Source organism: Streptacidiphilus neutrinimicus (genome assembly GCF_000787815.1).
In the GTDB taxonomy this organism is placed as follows: Bacteria; Actinomycetota; Actinomycetes; order Streptomycetales; family Streptomycetaceae; genus Streptacidiphilus; species Streptacidiphilus neutrinimicus.
This window is the reverse complement of the sequence record NZ_BBPO01000004.1, coordinates 101,193-118,573: the sequence shown is the minus strand read 5'-3', so window position 1 is coordinate 118,573 and position 17,381 is coordinate 101,193. Positions and strand designations below refer to the sequence as shown.

The 17,381-nt window shown below is 74.2% G+C and carries 20 protein-coding genes and 1 pseudogene; 7 read left to right on the top strand and 14 right to left on the bottom strand.

Annotated elements, in window-relative coordinates:
• Nucleotides 1-357 precede the first annotated feature (357 nt).
• Genes TR48_RS04805 through TR48_RS04795 form a run of 3 tightly spaced genes read left to right on the top strand, consistent with a single transcriptional unit; the run spans nt 358 to nt 1,823 of the window.
• A complete protein-coding gene (locus TR48_RS04805; RefSeq protein ID WP_042364594.1) occupies nt 358-822 on the top strand; it encodes a hypothetical protein in 465 nt (154 codons plus the stop codon).
• 32 nt (nt 823-854) lie between these two features.
• Nucleotides 855-1,148 carry a hypothetical protein gene (locus tag TR48_RS04800; protein ID WP_042364593.1) on the top strand — a complete coding sequence of 98 codons (294 nt, stop codon included), beginning with the start codon at nt 855-857 and terminating at the stop codon, nt 1,146-1,148.
• Between the two features lie 24 nt (nt 1,149-1,172).
• On the top strand, nt 1,173-1,823 hold the full coding sequence (locus tag TR48_RS04795) for a phosphoribosyltransferase (RefSeq protein WP_042364592.1): 651 nt from the start codon (nt 1,173-1,175) through the stop codon (nt 1,821-1,823).
• A 197-nt stretch (nt 1,824-2,020) separates the two neighbouring features.
• Here the strand turns inward: TR48_RS04795 and TR48_RS04790 are convergent, their stop codons facing one another.
• From TR48_RS04790 to TR48_RS04755, 8 genes are read right to left on the bottom strand one after another with little or no spacing between them, the layout of a single operon-like run.
• Nucleotides 2,021-3,889, bottom strand: a complete 1,869-nt coding sequence (locus tag TR48_RS04790; RefSeq protein WP_042364591.1) for a complex I subunit 5 family protein — start codon at nt 3,887-3,889, stop codon at nt 2,021-2,023.
• Nucleotides 3,890-3,896: 7 nt separating this feature from the next.
• The gene (locus TR48_RS04785) at nt 3,897-4,241 is read right to left on the bottom strand and encodes a sodium:proton antiporter (protein WP_042364590.1); all 345 of its coding nucleotides are present in this window, start codon (nt 4,239-4,241) and stop codon (nt 3,897-3,899) included.
• Nucleotides 4,238-4,984, bottom strand: coding sequence for an MnhB domain-containing protein (locus TR48_RS04780; protein WP_042364589.1), 747 nt, complete (start codon nt 4,982-4,984; stop codon nt 4,238-4,240). Before TR48_RS04780 ends, TR48_RS04785 begins: the two co-directional genes overlap by 4 nt.
• On the bottom strand, nt 4,981-5,253 hold the full coding sequence (locus TR48_RS04775; RefSeq protein WP_042364588.1) for a Na(+)/H(+) antiporter subunit B: 273 nt from the start codon (nt 5,251-5,253) through the stop codon (nt 4,981-4,983). The genes TR48_RS04780 and TR48_RS04775 overlap by 4 nt, the downstream gene beginning before the upstream one ends.
• Nucleotides 5,250-5,621, bottom strand: a complete 372-nt coding sequence (locus tag TR48_RS04770) for a cation:proton antiporter (RefSeq protein ID WP_042364587.1) — start codon at nt 5,619-5,621, stop codon at nt 5,250-5,252. The genes TR48_RS04775 and TR48_RS04770 overlap by 4 nt, the downstream gene beginning before the upstream one ends.
• Nucleotides 5,608-5,919 carry an MrpF/PhaF family protein gene (locus TR48_RS45165; protein WP_052442399.1) on the bottom strand — a complete coding sequence of 104 codons (312 nt, stop codon included), beginning with the start codon at nt 5,917-5,919 and terminating at the stop codon, nt 5,608-5,610. Before TR48_RS45165 ends, TR48_RS04770 begins: the two co-directional genes overlap by 14 nt.
• Entirely contained in the window at nt 5,916-6,425 is a 510-nt protein-coding gene (locus tag TR48_RS45160) for a hypothetical protein (protein ID WP_042364586.1), read from the bottom strand. Before TR48_RS45160 ends, TR48_RS45165 begins: the two co-directional genes overlap by 4 nt.
• Before the next feature lie 32 nt (nt 6,426-6,457).
• Nucleotides 6,458-6,829: a hypothetical protein gene (locus TR48_RS04755; RefSeq protein ID WP_042364585.1), complete on the bottom strand. Its 372-nt coding sequence runs from the start codon at nt 6,827-6,829 to the stop codon at nt 6,458-6,460.
• A gap of 280 nt (nt 6,830-7,109) precedes the next feature.
• Here TR48_RS04755 and TR48_RS04750 point away from each other — a divergent pair, with 280 nt between their 5' ends.
• The gene (locus tag TR48_RS04750; RefSeq protein WP_052442398.1) at nt 7,110-7,481 is read left to right on the top strand and encodes an STAS domain-containing protein; all 372 of its coding nucleotides are present in this window, start codon (nt 7,110-7,112) and stop codon (nt 7,479-7,481) included.
• Nucleotides 7,482-7,633: 152 nt separating this feature from the next.
• Here the strand turns inward: TR48_RS04750 and TR48_RS04745 are convergent.
• The 3 genes and pseudogenes from TR48_RS04745 to TR48_RS04735 form a co-directional block, all read right to left on the bottom strand.
• Nucleotides 7,634-8,257, bottom strand: a pseudogene (locus TR48_RS04745) (endonuclease); the annotation flags it as partial.
• A gap of 5 nt (nt 8,258-8,262) precedes the next feature.
• Complete coding sequence (locus tag TR48_RS04740; RefSeq protein WP_042364584.1) at nt 8,263-8,724, bottom strand: hypothetical protein; 462 nt, start codon at nt 8,722-8,724, stop codon at nt 8,263-8,265.
• A gap of 48 nt (nt 8,725-8,772) precedes the next feature.
• Complete coding sequence (locus TR48_RS04735) at nt 8,773-8,985, bottom strand: hypothetical protein (protein ID WP_042364583.1); 213 nt, start codon at nt 8,983-8,985, stop codon at nt 8,773-8,775.
• A 170-nt stretch (nt 8,986-9,155) separates the two neighbouring features.
• Here TR48_RS04735 and TR48_RS04730 point away from each other — a divergent pair, with 170 nt between their 5' ends.
• Nucleotides 9,156-9,851 (top strand): HAD family hydrolase, encoded by a 696-nt coding sequence (locus TR48_RS04730; RefSeq protein WP_042364582.1) that lies wholly within the window; start codon nt 9,156-9,158, stop codon nt 9,849-9,851.
• Between the two features lie 122 nt (nt 9,852-9,973).
• Nucleotides 9,974-10,870 (top strand): Rieske (2Fe-2S) protein, encoded by an 897-nt coding sequence (locus TR48_RS04725; RefSeq protein WP_042364581.1) that lies wholly within the window; start codon nt 9,974-9,976, stop codon nt 10,868-10,870.
• Between the two features lie 31 nt (nt 10,871-10,901).
• Here the strand turns inward: TR48_RS04725 and TR48_RS04720 are convergent, their stop codons facing one another.
• The 3 genes from TR48_RS04720 to TR48_RS04710 are packed head-to-tail and all read right to left on the bottom strand — an operon-like array spanning nt 10,902 to nt 15,619.
• Entirely contained in the window at nt 10,902-12,023 is a 1,122-nt protein-coding gene (locus TR48_RS04720) for an enolase C-terminal domain-like protein (protein WP_042364580.1), read from the bottom strand.
• 3 nt (nt 12,024-12,026) lie between these two features.
• The gene (locus TR48_RS04715) at nt 12,027-12,560 is read right to left on the bottom strand and encodes a DUF1360 domain-containing protein (protein ID WP_042364579.1); all 534 of its coding nucleotides are present in this window, start codon (nt 12,558-12,560) and stop codon (nt 12,027-12,029) included.
• Entirely contained in the window at nt 12,557-15,619 is a 3,063-nt protein-coding gene (locus TR48_RS04710) for an FAD-binding and (Fe-S)-binding domain-containing protein (RefSeq protein ID WP_042364578.1), read from the bottom strand. Before TR48_RS04710 ends, TR48_RS04715 begins: the two co-directional genes overlap by 4 nt.
• A 246-nt stretch (nt 15,620-15,865) precedes the next feature.
• On the opposite strand from TR48_RS04710, the gene TR48_RS04705 reads away from it, so the two are divergent.
• Entirely contained in the window at nt 15,866-17,320 is a 1,455-nt protein-coding gene (locus TR48_RS04705; RefSeq protein WP_042364692.1) for an MFS transporter, read from the top strand.
• The last annotated feature ends 61 nt before the right edge of the window (nt 17,321-17,381 follow it).

The window sequence follows — 17,381 nt, the reverse complement described above, 5'->3', positions numbered from 1 at the left end:
AGGACGTCCTCGGCGAGCTCCCGCCGCAGCCGCCGTGCGGGGTCGTACGGCTCAGCGCCGTGGGTCGCCACGGTTCACCTCCGACCAGGGTGGGTCCGGCTTCGGTCTTCGGTCTCCTTCGGCACGGTATCGGGCGGGCGGGCGCGCCGGGCCCGGCGCGCCTCCGCCTCACCCCATGGGAACGTTACCCCCGGTAGAGGCGTCAACTCTGGTCAGCCAGGGATTCTCTCCCGGTGGACGTCCTGGGTGGGGACGTGACGCGCGCCATGTCGCAGAAGAGGGCAAACCAGTACCGTTCGGGCTGAGCCGCCCACGCTCTCCGCCCGCGCCCGCCTTCCGCATCCGAGGACCGCTGCCGTGTTCGATCGTCCCGACCCGTTCTCCGCCGTCGTCGCAGCCGCCGCCGCGCGGCTGGAGCGCGACTTCCCGGCCCCGGCGGGCGCCGTCAACCGGGCCCTCGCCCACGCGCAGGCCCACCAGGCCGCGGCGGTCGCCGCGGAGCTGCGCTTCCCGACCGCGCTCGACCGCGCTCTGCTGGAGCTGACCGGCCCGCAGGGCAGCGAGGACGAACCGTGGCTGGACGCCGCCGTGCTCGGCTGGGCCGCCGCGCTGCTGGCCGACCCGGACCTGGCCCGGCGGGCGACCACCGTGGCCGGGCTGTCGCCCGCAGCGCACCGGCGACTGACCGAGCCCGGCCCGCGCGAGCAGGCCGCCGCCGCTCTGCTGCGCCACCCCGACCTTCTCGACGCGACCGCGCTGCCGTACCACGACCAGCTCCTGGCCGCCGTCGCCCGCGGCCCCCAGGAGGCCGCGGCCCGCTGATTGCGCGCAGGGGTCCGGGGCAGGCGCGCGGCATGACCTCCCAACCGAACGACGGCATCCACATCGAGGGCCTCGGCGGTCACGACTATCTCGTGAGCGTCCGCCGGGGCGACGCCCACGCGGACTTCCAGCTCCACGCCGACCTTCGGGACCTCGGCGTCGAGCCGCAGGACGCCGACCAGGACAGGTCCGTCCGCGAGGCCGTGGCGGTCCTGGCCGAGCGGCAGCCGGTGGCGGACCTCCCGGCCGTGGTCGACCTCGCCGACCTGGCCGAGCACATTCCCGACTTCCGCGCCGCCCTGGGCGACCGGCTCGGGCGCCGGTGACGGAAGACGGGCACGGGGCCAAGGATGCGGTTCTCGGACAGGCAGGAAGCCGGCCGCCGCCTCGGCCTGGCGCTCGGCGACCTGAGAGCCCGCGGGACCTGGTGGGATCCGATCGTGCTGGCGATTTCCAGTGGCGGCGTGCCGGTCGGGGCGGAGGCCGCCCGCGTGCTGGGCCTGCCGCTGGACGTGCTCGTGGTGCGCAAGGTCGGCGCGCCAGGTCAGCCGGAGGCCGCGGTGGGCGCGGTCGTCGGCGACGACGCGCCCGTCTTCGACCGCTCCGCTCTGCGGATGCTGGGCGTCGGCGAGGACGAGCTGGTCCCCGAGGTGTCCCGGCAGCGGCGGGAGCTGCGCCGCCGGGAACGTCTGTACCGGCGTGGCCGGCCCGCCCCCGAGTTGCGCCGTCGCACGGTCCTCCTGGTCGACGACGGGCTGGCGAAGGGGGTGACGGCGTATGCCGCGCTGCGCCGGGTGCGGTCGCAGCATCCCGCCGCTGTGGTCCTCGCGGTCCCGGTGTGCGACGTCGAGTGCGCGGCGGACCTGCGGCGGGAGGCGGACGCGCTCGTGTGCGTCCAGCCCCGGCTGTACCTGCACGCCGTGGGCGTCTCGTACGAGGACTTCCACGACGTGGGCGACCAGGAGGTGCTGGCGCTGCTGCGCCGGCAGGAGGCGGCCTGATCCACCGCCGGGTTCGGCTCCGCCGCCGGACGCGCGGGGGTGAGCCGCAGGGCCCGGATCGGGGTCCGGACCCTGCGGGGCGGGTGTTCCGAGCCGCGAAGTCGGGCATCCGCAGGAGGCGTGTACCCACGCGGCGCGCGGCCAATCGGCGGCGCGGGACGGCGGACCGGCCCGCGGGCCGTCGGCGCGACGGGCCGTCAGCGCAGCAGCGAGAACGCGCCGAGCAGGGCGGCGACGCCCGCACCGAGCCAGGCCACGTCATCACCGAGACGCCCGGAGTGCAGGCCGCGCAGCGGCAGCACCAACGTCCGCGAGCAGGCGGCGAGCGCCCTGCGGGCGGCCCGTGCCGTGGCTCCGCGCCGGGCGGGACCCCACACGGCCACGGCGGCCAGGCCCACAGCCAGGGCGGTCGAGAGCAGGCCCAGGGCCACCCCCGCGGTGGTCCAGTCCGGCAGCGGCGGAGGTGGCGCGGTGGCGCCCGGGCCGGGCAGGCCGGCCGCGGCCTGATAGTCGGCCCGGCTGACGAACAGCGCCCCGGCCCGTCCGAAGACCCCGCCCACGCCGGGCGCGAGCCCCAGCGCGAGACAGGCGGCCAGCAGCACCGCGGGGACGGCGATCATCGTGCGCGGGACCCGGCGGCCCGGGTCGCGCACCTCGGGTTCCTCCCCCTCCCCCGAGGTCTGCGGCCCGCCCGACTCCCCGGGCCGGCGGCCGGCCCCGGCGAACATCCGCAGCGCGGCGCGCAGCACCGCACCGCCCGTGACGCCTGAGACGACCACGAACAGCGCCGTGAGCACCGGCAGCCAGGACCCGGCCGCGTGCTCGGCGAAGGACTTGCCCAGCCCCGTCCCGAACGGCGGCAGGCCGGCCAGCGCGAGGCCGCCGGCCACGAAGAGCAGGCCGACGCTGCGCCGCAGCGCCTTGGCCCGCCCGAACAGCCCGTGCACGTCCACGGACCCGTACTGGTCCAGCAGCACTCCCGTCAACGCGAACAGGGCAGCCTTGGCGCCCGCGTGGCCTGCGACGTAGAGGGCGAAGCCCGCCGCGCCCTCCGGGTCGAGCAGCGCCGCCGCGACCAGGAAGAGCCCGACGTGGCCGATCGTGGAGAAGGCCAACAGCCGTTTGAGATGACGCTGCTGCCAGCACATCACGGCGCCGAGCAGGGCGGTGACGACGCCGAGGCAGACCAGGACGCCGCGCACGGCCGGTGCGGGGATGCCCCCGGCCCCGGAGAAGACCGTCCAGTAGACGCGAGCCGCCCCGTAGACGCCGAGCTCCACCATCACGCCCGACAACAACATGCACACCGGCGTCGGCGCGACCGCGTGGGCGTCCGCGAGCCAGAAGTGGAAGGGCACGACGGCGGCCTTGACGAGCAGTCCGGTCAGCACGAGCACGAACGCGGCCACGGTGAGCAGGTCGGTGCGGTGGGCGCCGAGCGCGTGGCCGATCTGCGCCATGCCCAGCTCGCCGGTGCGTGCGTAGAGCAGGCCGATGCCGAGCAGCGAGCAGTACGCGCCCAGCGAGTTGACCAGTCCGAACGTCAGCGCCCCCTGGACGGGTCTCGGGTCCTCGACCCGGTAGCCGGTGAGCGCGTAGGCCGCCGTTCCCATCAGCTCGAAGAAGACGAAGGCGTCGAACAGGTCGCCCGTCACAGCGAAGCCGCACATCCCGGCCTCGAACAGCAGCACCAGCGCGGGGAACGTCCCCGGCATCCGGGCGGGCGGCTCGTCGAAGTAGCGCCAGGAGTAGGCCACGACGGCCAGCACGAGCAGCGCGGCGAGAAGCGCCGCGCCCACCCCGACCGGGTCGCCGACGAGCACGATGCCCACGCTCTCGCCGCGGTGCGGCGTCCAGCCGCCGACCCAGCTCGCCGGGCTGTGGCCCGGCGAGCCGTGGGCGGTGTGCAGCCACAGCACGAGCAGCACCGCGGCCTGGGCGGTCGCGAACAGGGCCGTGAGGATGTCGCAGCCCATGCGGCGGATCCAGTGGCCGCTCAGGGCCAGCAGCGCCGCCCCGACCAGCGGGATGGCGACAGTCAGCGGCAGCAGGTCGACGACGCTCACCGCGGCCTCACCCCCGCAGCCCGTCGAGCGCGTCCGGATCCACGGTCCCGTGGCGTTTCTGCAGTTGCAGGGCCAGCGCCAGCAGCAGCGCGGTGACCGTGGCGCCGACGACCACGTCGGTCAGCGCGAGAGCCTGGACCACCGGGTCGACGACGCGGGCGTTGGTGGGGATGTCGCTGTAGACGGGCGCCGTGCCGCCGTGCCGGAAACCCACGGAGAGCAGCAGCACGTAGGTCGAGGACTGGGCCACCGCAAGGCAGCCCACCGCGTGGACCAGATCCCGGCTGGTCACCATCCCGTACATGCCCACCAGCAGGATCCATCCCGCCACCAGGAACGGCAGCACGCTCATCGCGAACCCCCCTTGCCGCCGCCGGCGAACTCCTCGGTCTGGTCCAGGAAGTGGGCCAGGATCACGATCACGCCCGTGGCGACCTCGACGCCGACGGCGGCGTTGATGTACGGCACCAGGCCGCCCGAGACCAGCTGGTTGAAGGTGCCCAGATGCAGCACGTTCTGCAGGTAGGCCGCGCCCGCGCCCAGGCCGATCAGACCGAGCGCGGCGAAGGTGCCGGCGGCGAGCGCGTCGGCGCGGTCCAGCGCCTCCCGGTGGCGCAGCCGGTCCAGCACCCGGTAGTCGGCTGCGAGGTAGCTCAGATGGACGCCGGTCGCGAGGATCACCCCGCCCTGGAACCCGCCGCCCGGCGAGAGTTGGCCGTGGCCGACGATGTAGACACCGGTCAGCAGGGTGATCGGCAGCATGACGGCGCCGAACAGCCGGGTGCTGGGGAGCACCGCCACCGGGCGCGGCCGGGTGCGTCGCTCGTCGGCCGTGCGGCGCAGCAGGCCGACCGCGCCCAGCACGGCGGCGAACAGGATGGTCTCCTCCCCGAGCGTGTCGAAGGCCCGCTGGTCGAAGTTGACGGACGACACCGTGTTGGCGGTGCGCTGCCGCATCGTGGCCTCGACGGCCCGGTCGGCGTAGGGGTGCGTCTGCGTGCCGAAGGGCGGCAGCCGCAGGCAGGCGAGGGCGAAGACCGCGGCGATGACCGCGGCAGCCGCGAGGAAGAGTCGCGTGCGGGCGCGCCGGGTCACGACTTCCGCCTGTCCTCGGCCTGCTTGCGCCGTCGGTCGCGGCGCACCGCACGCAGCGTCAGCAGGATCAGCAGCGGCGTGACGGCGGTGCCCACAGCGAGCTGGGACAGGGCCACGTCCGGCGCTTGGAGCAGGGTGAAGAGAAGCGCCAGCACCATGCCGAGCACCGCGAGCACCACGGCCTGGCGGGCCGGGTCCCGGGCGAGGGCCGCCATCGTGGCGACGGCGGCGAGCAGCAGCAGGACGGGCAGGATCACCAGCTCGTTCACGACTCGCCTCCCGGGCGGCCGGTGCGGCCCGCCGTGCCTCGCCCGGAGGGTTCGCGCCGCGCGGCTTCCCGCGCCGCGGGCCGGTGCGGCGGCCGCTGCTCGCGCAGGGCCTTGCCGATGGCCATGGTGGTCACCGGGCCGCTCACGGCGACCAGGGCGCCGATGAGGAGCAACTTGACGGCGCCCCGGCCTGGCCCGGTGTCGACGGCCACGGCAAGCGCCAGCAGCGGCAGACCAAGGGATGAGGCGAGAGCCGTCGCGTGCAGCCGCACGAACGGGCCGGGCAGGGCCACCAGGGCGAAGCAGCCGAGCAGCACCGCCGCCGCGCCGAGACCGAGCAGGGCGAGGGCGACGTCATGACGGATCATCGGGTGCCTCCCCGCGTTCGCCCGGCTCGTCTGCGTCCTCGTCGTCCTCGTCCGGGGCGAGGAGCCGCGTGAAGACCAGCGTTCCGGCGGGCGCCAGCACGGCCAGCACGAGCGCGACGTCCACGTAGGCGGACCGCCCGAGGCCCTGGGCCAGCAGGAGCAGCACGCCCACCGCCACGACGCTCAGCAGGTTGGCCCCGATCAGCCGGTGCAGCGACTCGCCCCGGCCCGCCACCGCGACGCACGGCGTCAGACCCGCCACGATCAGCAGGAGCGCGACGAGCAGCCAGGCGTTCACGGCCCGTCCCCCGCTCCGGTTCCGGGTGCGGGCTCGGGCGCGGGCCCGGTCAGCACCCGGTCGAGCGCGGAAGGCTCGGGGAAGATGCGATGCACCGTCAGCACGGTCACGTCCCCCCGTTCCTCGACGCCGACGACGCAGCCGCCCGGCGTGGCGGAGATCAGCAGACCGCTCCACGCCGCGCCAGCCCCGTCCCGCAGACGCACCTGGCGGAACGACCCGCGCGGGCGGCGGCCCAGCACCGCGCAGGCGGCAGCCAGCCGGAGCAGCCGTCCGGTGTCGGCGAGCAGCGTCCCCGGCCAGGCCGCGACGGCGGGGGCGAACCGGGTCAGCGGGCCGACGCGTGGGCGCTCCAGCCGGCTCAGCAGCGCGGCGGCCGCAGCCCCGAGGGCGGCCGCGCCCGCGCCGAGGACGAGTTCGGCCGGGGACACCGTGCTGATGAACACGCATTCCAGGCCCAGGAGCAGGAGCCACCAGGCTGCGAAGGTCGTCACGAGCTGTGCCATCCGGGCCTCCCGCCTCGTCGCCGCGCGGGCGTTCAGACCTTCCCGCCGCTGTAGAACGGGCCGTAGTAGCCGCTCAGCCGGTCCAGATAGTCGGGCTCGGGCGGTCGGATCACGTCTTCGAGCTCGGGGGCGTCCTTGATCTCCTGACGGGTCCGGTCGACCAGGACCACGGACCGGGCCAGGTCGATGAGGGAGACCGCGCCCGCGGGCAGCACGACGTGCTTGCCGAAGATCCAGTGGCCGGTGTCCACCACGATGTACCGCATCCCGCTGTCCGTCCCACCGGCGTGGATCACCTTGCCGATCTTCCCGTCGGTGGCCTCGACCGCGAAACCGACCAGGTCCGTCTCGTCCTGGTATCCCGTGCCCTCGCGGTAGCCCCAGATCAGGGTGTCGCCGTCCATGGGTCCCCTCCGGGTGTCTGCGGTTCTCCGGCTGTGCGTCCTGGGAGTGGTTCCAGGCGCGGGTACCCCGGGCCGGGGGAGGAAAACGCCGGGGAATCGTCTGGCGAAAGATTCACGCTTTCGCGGGCACGACACTTTTTTCGTGCTTCCGTTGACAGGCATCGCCTGTGGGAGTGAGCCTGTCCCTGGGACGGCTTCGAGGAGAACAGACCACCCGCCGGGGTCCTCGGCCGGTCCCTGCGTACAGGAAGGTTTCGACAGAGGGGCCGGGTGACCCGCCATGCGCGACGAGGATCTTCCGCTCCCCTGGCGGCCGGGCCTGTGCTCGTCCGAGACGGCCTGCGGAGATGTCCTGGTCTACCGCCTGTCCGGGGAACTCGACTCGGCGACCAGCGACGCGCTCGCCTTCGACAAGCCGCTGGACGCGTTCCGCGCCGTCGTGGTCGACATGGCGGACGTCGGGTTCTTCGGCTCCACCGCGCTCAACGCCCTGCTCAGCCTGCGGCTGGACGCGCAGCGGTCCGGCGTCGTCGTGCATCTGAGCGCGGCGCCGCGCGTCGTCGCTCGCGTCCTGGAGATCACCGGCGCGGACGCGCTCTTCCCCACCCACCGGTCCCTCGACGCCGCCCTGCGCCTGCTCGGCCCGGTCTAGTGACCCAGCGCGCGGGCGAGTTCGCGCTTGTTCATCCGGGAACGGCCGGCGACGTGGCGTTCCCTCGCCTCGGCGTAGAGCTGATCGAAGGTCGGGCCGCCGGCCGTGCTCCCTTGCCCCGGCCGGGACCCGCCGTGGGAGGGACCGTTGGCCAGCGCCGAGCGCACCAGGGCGGCCGCCAGGCGGGCGAGTTCCGAGTCCGGCACGGAGCGGGCGAGCCCGCGCGGGGTGCGCGGCAGGCCGAGCCGTTCCGCCTCGGCGAGGGCCCGGGAGTCGAAGGCGGGGCGCAGTTCCGGCCAGACCGCCTGGGTCTCACGGCAGAAGATCGCCGCTCCCACCGGCCCGATCCGCGGATGCTCCTGAAGAAGGGTCCGGATGCGCTCCGGGTCGCGGCCCGCCTCCTCACGCAGTCCGCGCAGGTCCCCGTCCCAGCGGTCGCGCAGCATCCGCGCGCCCTTCTGCAGCGCGGTCGCGGTGCTCTCGTCGTAGCGGACGTAGCCGGCCCGGCCCAGCGCCCGGACGATGTCCTGCCAGGTCGCGTGGGCCATCGCCCGGGGGCTGGTCAGGCCGTCGGCGGACAGCTCCCGCGAGGCGGCGACGGCGATCCGGGCCGAGATCCGTGTCGAGCTCAGCAGGGCCAGCACGAGGAGCCGGTAGAGCGGCTCCGGCTCGTCGCGCGGCGTGATGCCCGCCTCGTCGGCGAAGGTGCGGCCGTGCTCGGCCATGAGCGCGGCGATCCGCTTGTGCGCGCCGTGGTGCCTGTCGGCGCCGGACATGGCGCTCAGCCCTCCGCCCGGCCGTCGGCCTCGCCGTCGGCGCTCACGGCTCGGGTCAGCGCTTCGACGAGCAGCCCGACGCCGATGCCGAGCATCCAGCTGTCCTTGCTCAGGCCGATGCCACGCTCGGTGGGCCAGGGACTCCCGGGCTCGCGCAGGCCCGGCGTGCGGGCGTAGAGGCCGACCAGGGCGCCGGAGAACGCGGTCAGCGCCGCCCCGGCCAGGGCCGTCGGCACCAGCGGCAGCAGCAGCGCGCTCCCGGTCGTGATCTCCGCGGCGGACAGCAGCCGCACGAACCGGTCGGGCGGCAGGTGGGACAGCACGGGGTAGGCCCGGACGGCCATGCCGTGCAGGCCCTCGGCGGTGTCCTGGTCCGCGTCCCACTTCTGCAGGCCGCTGTGCCGGATGAAGGCGCCGGTCGCCAGTCGCGGCGGGTACTCGCCGGGGCGCATCGTAGGAGGTCGCATGACGTCTCGCTCTCGTTGCTCGCAATTCTCCCGCCGTGGGACGCCCGCTCAGGGGAGCGACCGGTAGCGGTTCCAGCAGGCGGGGCAGACGCCGCCCTGCACGATGGCGTGCGGGTCGGCGATCGGCACGGTCTCGGCGTCGTGGGCGAGGACCTGCCCGCACAGGGCGGCGTGCTGGTCCTGCCGTACGACGTGCCAGCGGGCCACTCTGGTCGTGCCACCGGTCCTCTGCCCTCGTTCGGCGATGAACTCGCAGTACATGACCGCCTCCTCCGCCCGCCGCCGCGCGTCTTCCCGAGCCGGTTCCGGACACACCTCACTCCTCCGGACGAAACCGGGTCCCACCGGCCCCGGGTAGGCCCCGGATTGGCCCCGACGTCCACGGGTAGGCGCGGGGCGCCGATCGCACGCGCCCAAGGAAGGAAGCCTCGATGACCCCGCAGGCCGCTGCCCTCTTCGACGTCGACGGGACCCTGGTCGACAGCACCTATCTCCACACCGTCACCTGGTCGGAGGCCCTGCGCCAGTACGGGCACGACGTGCCGATGAGCCGGGTGCACCGCGCCATCGGTCTGGGCACCGACAAGCTGCTGGACCACCTGCTCGGCGCCGAGCGCGACCGCTCCGGGGACGACGCGATGGACGCCGCCCATCTGGCCCTCTACGCGGCCCGGTGGCCCTCGCTGCGCCGTCTGCCCGGCGCCCGCCGACTGCTGCGCGCCTGCGCCGAGCGCGGCTGGTCCGTGGTCCTGGCCACCTCCGCCTCCGCGCGCGAGGTCGAGGTGCTGCGTCGCGTCCTCGACGCCGACGACGCCATCGCCCAGCACGTGGACGCCGACGCGGTCGACGCCGCCAAGCCCGCGCCCGATCTCGTCCAACGCGCCCTGGAACAGGCCGGCGTCTCCAGCGGACGCGCCGTCTTCATCGGCGACACCGCCTGGGACGTCCAGGCGGCCCGCAAGGCCGGCGTCCCCTGCCTGGGCGTCATGACCGGCGGCTGGTGCCGCGGCGAGCTGGAGGACGCGGGAGCCGCCCAGGTGTACCGGGACGCCGCCGAGATCGCCGACTACCTGGACGCGAGCCTGCTGGCCGATCCCGCGGCCCTGACCCCGCCCGTCTCCATGTGACGCCGCGCCGTGCGCTCGGACGAGGAACGGGTGCCGTGCACCCGGACGAGGAACAGGCGTGAGGGGCGCGAAGGCCGCTTGTCCAGCGGTTTAACCCCGGGGGAGCTGGTTAGCCGCGGGGCATGGACACTCCCCTCGTCACCTCCACGGCCTCCGCCCTCGGCGCCCGGCCCGTCCGTCGGGCGCTCGACGCGCTCGGCCGGATCGAAGGGCTCGACGCCGTCGCCCGGCCGCTCCGCGGCGCCGTCCGGGCCGCCCCGCTCGGCGAAGCCCGGGACGTGCTCCACGGCACCTGGCTCGGACATCCGCTGCACCCCGCGCTGGTCCAGTTCCCCATCGGCTTCTGGACCAGCGCGGCGGTGCTGGACCTGGTCCCCGGCGAGCACCGCGCGGCGACCGGGCTGGTGGCTCTCGGACTGCTCGGCGCCGTGCCGAGCTTCGCGGCGGGCTGGGTCGACTGGGCCGAGCAGCCGCCGGAGCAGCAGCGAACCGGGCTGGTCCACGCCGCCGCCAACGCGACGGGGGCGGTCCTGTACTCAGCCTCGCTGCTGGCCCGGCTGCGGGGCCGACGGGTCCGAGGCCGGCTGCTGGGCTGGGCGGGACTGAGCGCCGTGATGGTGGGCGGAGTGATCGGCGGGCACCTGGCGTACCGCCAGGCTGCGGGCGCCAACCGCACGGAGGACGTGCCGCTGCTCGCCGAGGAGGGCTGGCAGTGGATCGGGCGCACGGACGAGTTCCCGGTCGGCAAGCCGGTCCGGCGTGACCTCGGCGACGTGCCACTGGTGGTGGTGCGTCAGGCGGAGGGCCCGCCGCGGGTGCTGGGCGGCCGGTGCAGTCACCTGTCCGGGCCGCTCGCGGAGGGAACGCTCCGGGACGGCTGCCTGACGTGCCCCTGGCACGGCAGCACCTTCCGCCTCAGCGACGGCGAGGTGATGAGCGGCCCGGCGACCTCGCCGCAGCCCGTCTTCGAGAGCCGCACGGTCGACGGCCGCATCCAGGTCCGCCGACCGGCCTCCTGACGCCGGGCGCCCCGTCAGCTACCGCCGCTCCTCAGGTGCCGCTGCGGCGGTGGCGTTCCAGGACGTCGTGGCGGAGCGTCAGTCCCAGGCCCGGGGAGCCGTCGTGGCCGGGGCGGAGCGCGCCGCCCGTCGGATCGAGAAAGCCGTCGAACAGGGCGCTCTCGATCCGGACGTGGTCGTGGAACCACTCCAGGTGCCGCAGGTTGGGGATCGCGCAGGCGGCGTGCGCGTGGACGTGCGGGGCGCAGTGGCCGGAGAGCTGGAGGCCGTGTGCCTCGGCGACGGCCGCCGCCCTCAGCCAGACGGTGATGCCGCCGCAGCGGGTCGCGTCGGCCTGGAGGCAGTCGACGACGGGCGCCATCGCCGCGAAGTAGGGCAGCGTGAAGCCGTACTCCCCCGCGGCGACCTCGGTGTCGAGCGCGTCGCGGACGCGGGCCAGGCCGGGCAGGTCGTCGGAGGAGCAGGGCTCCTCGAACCAGCGCACGTCGAGGTCGCGGGCCATGCGGTGGCCGAGCCGGATCGCCTGGGCGACGCGGTAACCGCCGTTGGCGTCGACGTAGAGCTCGACGTCGGGGCCCACGGTCTCGCGCGCGAGTTCGACGCGGGCGAGGTCGCGGTGCTCGCACCCGCCCCAGCTCTCACCGATCTTGATCTTGACACGGGGGATCCGCCGGTCCTCCGCCCAGGCCCGCAGCTGCCCTTCGAGCCGTGCGTCGTCGTAGGTGGTGAAGCCGCCGCTGCCGTAGACGGGAACGTCGGGGCGGGCGCGGCCGAGCACGTCGGCGAGCGGCAGTTGCAGCAGGCGCGCCTTGAGGTCCCACAGGGCGATGTCGACCGCGGAGAGGGCGTAGCCGCCGACGCCGGGGCGTCCGGCGTTGCGCAGCGCGCGGGTCATGGCCTCGTTGGCGGCCGGCACGTCCCACGCGCTGCGGCCCACGACGCAGTCGGCCAGCAGGTCGTGGACGACGGAGGCCGCGCCCGCCGCGCCGTAGGTCCAGCCGATGCCGGAGGCCGTGCCGGACCGGGCCTGGACGAGCACCATCGTGGTCGCGCTCCAGCTCGCGGTGCCGTCGGCTTCCGGCTCGTCGGTGGGGAAGTCGAGCACCTGCACGGTCAGAGCGTCCACCGTCGGGTCTTTGGTCGGCCTGTCCACGGGTCAGTCCTCCTCGGCGACGTGCTGCGCGTGCACCCGCCCGAACTGGAGCAGGTCGGAGACGGCCAGCGCGGCGAACGTCGCGGTCACCAGGCGCGTGGCGCGCGGGGCGAAGACGGAGCCCGCGGTGAAGCCGGTGGCGATCCACAGGCCGGTGCAGAAGGGGCAGCTGACCATCTCCCCCACCGTCTTCCTGGCGCCGTGCCCGCGGACGTCCTCGGCCAGCTCGGCCGGTCCGCTGGTGCCCTCGAACCGGGTGAACGGCGCCCGCAGCGGGCTGGTCACCGGATCCTTGGCGATGAGGCGGCCGAGCTGGTGGGTGGCGAGCGCGGCCAGGGTCACGTCCCAGGGCGTCGGCGAGGGCAGCGGACGGCGCGTCAGCCGCGCGGCGGCGCCCAGTGCGAGGACCGTGGCGCCGTAGACGCCCATCGCGCCCGCATATCCGGCCAACGGGCGGTCGTCGTCCGGCGCGTAGGCCTGGGCCTGTTCCTCGAGACGCTGCTGGAGCTTGTCCCGCACGTCGCGGACGGGGTTCATGAGGTCCTCCGGGAGGCTCGGCGGGCAACGGCGGCGCGGCCCGCGAGGGTGACCGCCCCGAGCAGGCCCGCGACGGCCGCCGCGGTGAGCGCCTGGGCCCGCCGGGGGTGGTCGGTCGGGCGCGACACGGCTTTCTCGGGGTGGTCGCTCGGGGGCGGTCCGTCCAGGCCGAGGGCGAGAGCCTCGGCCAGATGCAGAGCGTGGCGGCCGGTGTCGGCCTGGTCGATCTGGGTGCGGCAGCTGAAGCCGTCCGCGAGGACGAAGGCGCCCGGCGCGGTCTCCCGCACGGCGGGCAGCAGCCCGTCCTCCGCGATCTTCAGGGAAAGGTCGTGGTGCCCCTGCTCGAAGCCGAAGTTGCCCGCGAGGCCGCAGCATCCCGCGTCCAGCACGTCGGCGTCGAGATCGGCCCGGCCCATCAGCTCGCGGTCGGCGTCGAAGCCGAGGACTGCGTGCTGGTGGCAGTGGGTCTGCACGGTCGCGGCCCGGGCCAGCTGCGGCGGCGTCCAATCCTTCGGTGCGTGGTGGACCAACTGCTCTGCGAGGGTTCGCAGTTGTCCGGTGAGCCGCATCACGTCCCGGTCGGCGGGCATCAGTTCGGGGGCGTCGGCGCGGAAGACGGCGGCGCAGGAGGGCTCCAGGGCGACGATCGGCGTCCCGGCCTCCAGCCAGGGCCGCAGCTCGCCGGTGGTGCGCCGCAGGATCCTTTTGGCGGTGGCCAGTTGGCCGGTCGAGATCCAGGTCAGTCCGCAGCACACGGTGGCCTCCGGCAGGGCGACGCGGAACCCGGCGTCCTCCAGCACGCGGACGGCGGCCTGCCCGATGTGCGGGTGGAAGTGGTTGGTGAAGGTGTCCGGCCACAGCACGACGGTCTTCGGGTCGCGGGGGTCGGGGTTCTCCCGTCCGCTCTCGCGACACCACTCCTGCAAGGTCCGGGCGGCGAACAGCGGAGCCTCCCGCTCGGGAGCCACGCCGGCCAGGCGTTTGCCCGCGTTCGCGAGCAGCGGTGCGTGCAGGGCCGCGTTGGCGAGCCCCGGCGCGACGCGCGCCAGCCGCGCCCACAGCGGCAGCCACCCGAGCGCGTAGTGCGCGGGCGGACGCAGCCGGCCCTCGTAGTGGTGGGAGAGGAACTCGGCCTTGTGGGTGGCCATGTCGACGCCGACCGGGCAGTCGGACTTGCAGCCCTTGCAGGCCAGGCAGAGGTCGAGGGCGTCGCGGACCTCGGTGGACCGCCAGCCGTCGGTGATCGCTGAGTCGGCGTGGCCGCCGAGCATCTCGAACAGCAGCCGGGCGCGGCCCCGGGTGGAGTGCTCCTCCTCCCCCGTGGCCCGGTAGGACGGGCACATGACGCCGCCCTGGTGGGTGCGGCAGTTGCCGACGCCGACGCAGCGCAGCACGGCGCGGGTGAAGTCGTGGCGGTCGTCGGGGTAGGCGAACTGCGTCTCCAACGGCTCGGGCCGCCACTGCTCGCCGAGGCGCAGGTTCTCGTCCACACGGTACGGGTGGACGACCTTGCCGGGGTTCATCCGGTTGCCCGGGTCGAAGAGCTGCTTCACCTCCCCCATGGCGTCGACGAGCGGCTGCCCGAACATGCGCGGCAGCAGCTCGCCGCGGGCCTGCCCGTCACCGTGCTCGCCGGAGAGCGAGCCGCCGTAGGAGGCGACGAGGTCCGCGGCGTCCTGCAGGAAGGCGCGGAACTGCTCGATCCCCCGGCCGTCGCTCAGCCCGAACGGGATCCGGGTGTGCACGCAGCCCTGACCGAAGTGGCCGTAGAGCGAGGCCTGCTGGTATCCGTAGACGTCGAACAGACGGCGCAGGTCACGCAGGTAGTCGCCGAGGCGCGCGGGCGGGACGGCGGAGTCCTCCCAGCCCTCCCAGGTGTCGCGGCCGTCCGGCGGGCGGGCGGTGACGCCGAGCCCGGCCTCGCGGGTCTTCAGCATCTCCTGCTCGCGGCCGGGGTCGTCGGACAGGGCCACCGAGGGGTCCTTCTCGTCGCGGCCGAGCGAGCGCAGCAGCGCGCGGGCCTTGTCGTCCGCCTCCTGCTTGCTGTCGCCGGTGAACTGCAGAAGCAACCAGCTCTCGCCCTCGGGCAGTTGCCCCAGCGAGTCGAGGTGGACGCCCTCCTCGCGCATCAGTTGCGCCATGCGGCCGTCGACGGCCTCCAACTGCGCCGGGTCTGCGTGGGCGAGCAGCTCGGGGACGGCGTCGGCGGCGTCGCAGATGTCGTCGAAGCCGATCACGAGCATGGCGTCGGCCGCCGGCACGGGCACCAGTTCCAGCTCGGCGCGGAGCACGGTGACCAGGGTGCCCTCGCTGCCGACGAGCGCGCGGGCGAGGTCGAAGCCGTTCTCGGGCAGCAGCGAGTCCAGGTTGTAGCCGGAGACGCGGCGCGGGATCTTCGGGTAGCCGCGCCGGATCTCGCCGAGGTGCCGGGCGGTGATGCCGTGCAGCCCCTCGTACAGCCGGGCCAGGGCGCCGCCCTCGCCGAGGACGCGCTCGTACTCGACCGGGCTCGTCGGGCCGGCCCAGAAGCGCAGGCCCTCGTAGGTGAGGACCTCAAGCCTGCGCACGTTGTCCACGGTCTTGCCGTAGGCCTGCGCGGAGGCCCCGCAGGAGTTGTTGCCGATCATTCCGCCCAGCGCGCAGTGGGTGTGCGTGGACGGCTTGGGGCCGAACATCAGCCGGTGGTCCGCGAGTTGCCGGTTCAGCTCGTCCAGCACGATGCCGGGCTCGACGACACAGGTCCGGCTCTCGGCGTCGACGGAGATCAGGCGGTTGCAGTACTTGGTCCAGTCGATCACCACGGCGGTGTTGGTGCACTGGCCGCCGAGGCTGGTGCCCCCGCCGCGCGACAGCACCGGCGCGGCGAAGCGCGAGCAGAGCGCCACGGCTTTGGCGCCGGCCTCCACGTTCCGCGGCACCACGACGCCGAGCGGGACCTGACGGTAGTTCGATCCGTCGGTCGCGTACGCACCGCGGCTGCCCGCGTCGAAGCGGACCTCGGCGTCCACCTCGGCGCGCAGCGCACGCTCCAGACCGACGAGGTCCACGTCCCCGGTCATCGGCTCTCCTCACTCGGTCGTGCCGGCCAGGGGGCGGTCGGCCTACGGGCTCGTCGCGGAGCGCCTAACCGCCTCCTCTCACGGCAAACCACCTGTGTGTGCGGGGCGGTGACGTGTACCGGCGGAGATCGCGGGCAGGCGCGAGCAGCACACACAGCCGCCGGAGAGGAGCTTGCAGTGGGCACGGAAGACGGCACCGCACCCGAGGCCAAGCGCTCGGGTGTCCCGGACCGCACCGACGACGATGTGGTCAAGACCCGGATACCAGCCCGACTCGACCGCCTGCCTTGGTCACGCTGGCACTGGCGGATCGTGATCGGGCTGGGCACGGTCTGGATCCTGGACGGGCTGGAAGTGACCATCGTCGGGAACATGGCCGCCCGTCTGGCCCAGCACGGCAGCGGCATCGCCATCAGCACCGCCCAGGTCACCACCTGGGCCGCCGCGCTGTACGTGGCGGGCGCCTGTTGCGGCGCACTGTTCTTCGGCTATCTGACCGACCGCTTCGGGCGAAAGCGCCTGTTCATGGTGACGCTCGCCGTCTACCTGTCGGCGACGGCGCTGACCGCGGTGTCCTGGACGGCCTGGTTCTTCTTCCTGTGCCGCTTCATCACCGGCCTGGGCATCGGCGGCGAGTACGCGGCCATCAACTCCGCCATCGACGAGCTGATCCCGGCGCGCGCCCGCGGCCGGATCGACCTGCTCATCAACGGCAGCTTCTGGGTCGGCGCCGCGGTGGGCGCGCTCGCCTCGATCGCGCTGCTGAACACCGCACTGTTCGCCACCAACGTGGGCTGGCGGCTCGCCTTCGGCATCGGCGTGGTCCTCGGCCTGTGCATCCTGCTGGTGCGCCGGCAGGTCCCGGAGAGCCCGCGCTGGCTGATCACGCACGGCCGAGCGGAGGAGGCCGAGCGGCTGGTCGGATCGATCGAGGACGAGGTCCGGGAGCAGACCGGGCAGGAGCTGGAACCCGCCCAGGACGAGATCTCCGTGCGGCAGCGCGGGGCGCTCGGCTTCGGCACGATCGCCCGCACGGTGCTGCGCGACTACCCGCGCCGCGGCGTGCTGGGCCTGTCCCTCTTCGTCGGCCAGGCGTTCCTGTACAACTCGGTGACCTTCGGTTACGCGGTGATCCTGACGACGTTCTTCAAGACGCCGGCCGACGAGACCGGCTACTACTTCGTGGTCATCGCCGTCGGGAACTTCCTCGGCCCGCTGCTGCTGGGCCGCCTCTTCGACACCGTCGGCCGCAAGCCGATGATCTCGGGCACCTACATCCTGTCCGGCGTGCTGCTCTTCGGCACGGCCGCGCTCTTCCAGCGTGGCGTCCTGGACGCCGCGACGCTGACGGCGTGCTGGACGGCGGTGCTGTTCTTCGCCTCCGCGGGGGCCAGCGCGGCCTACCTCACGGTCAGCGAGATCTTCCCGCTGGAGACGCGTGCGCTGTGCATCGCCTTCTTCTACGCCGTCGGCACCGCGCTCGGCGGCATCACCGGGCCGCTGCTCTTCAACGGCCTGGTCAGCAGTGGCAAGACCGCCGACACCACGTTGGCGTTCTGCATCGGCGCGGCACTGATGTGCGCGGCCGGGCTGGTGGAAGCGGTCATCGGGGTGCGCGCCGAACGGCGCAGCCTCGAATCGCTGGCCGCCCCACTCAGCGCCGTCACCGCGCCCGCCAGCACGCCCGGCACCGGGGCCTGAACACGGAGGGTCTGATCCCCGGTCGCACGCCAGTGGGGCCCGCGCCTCGCGCGGGCCCCAC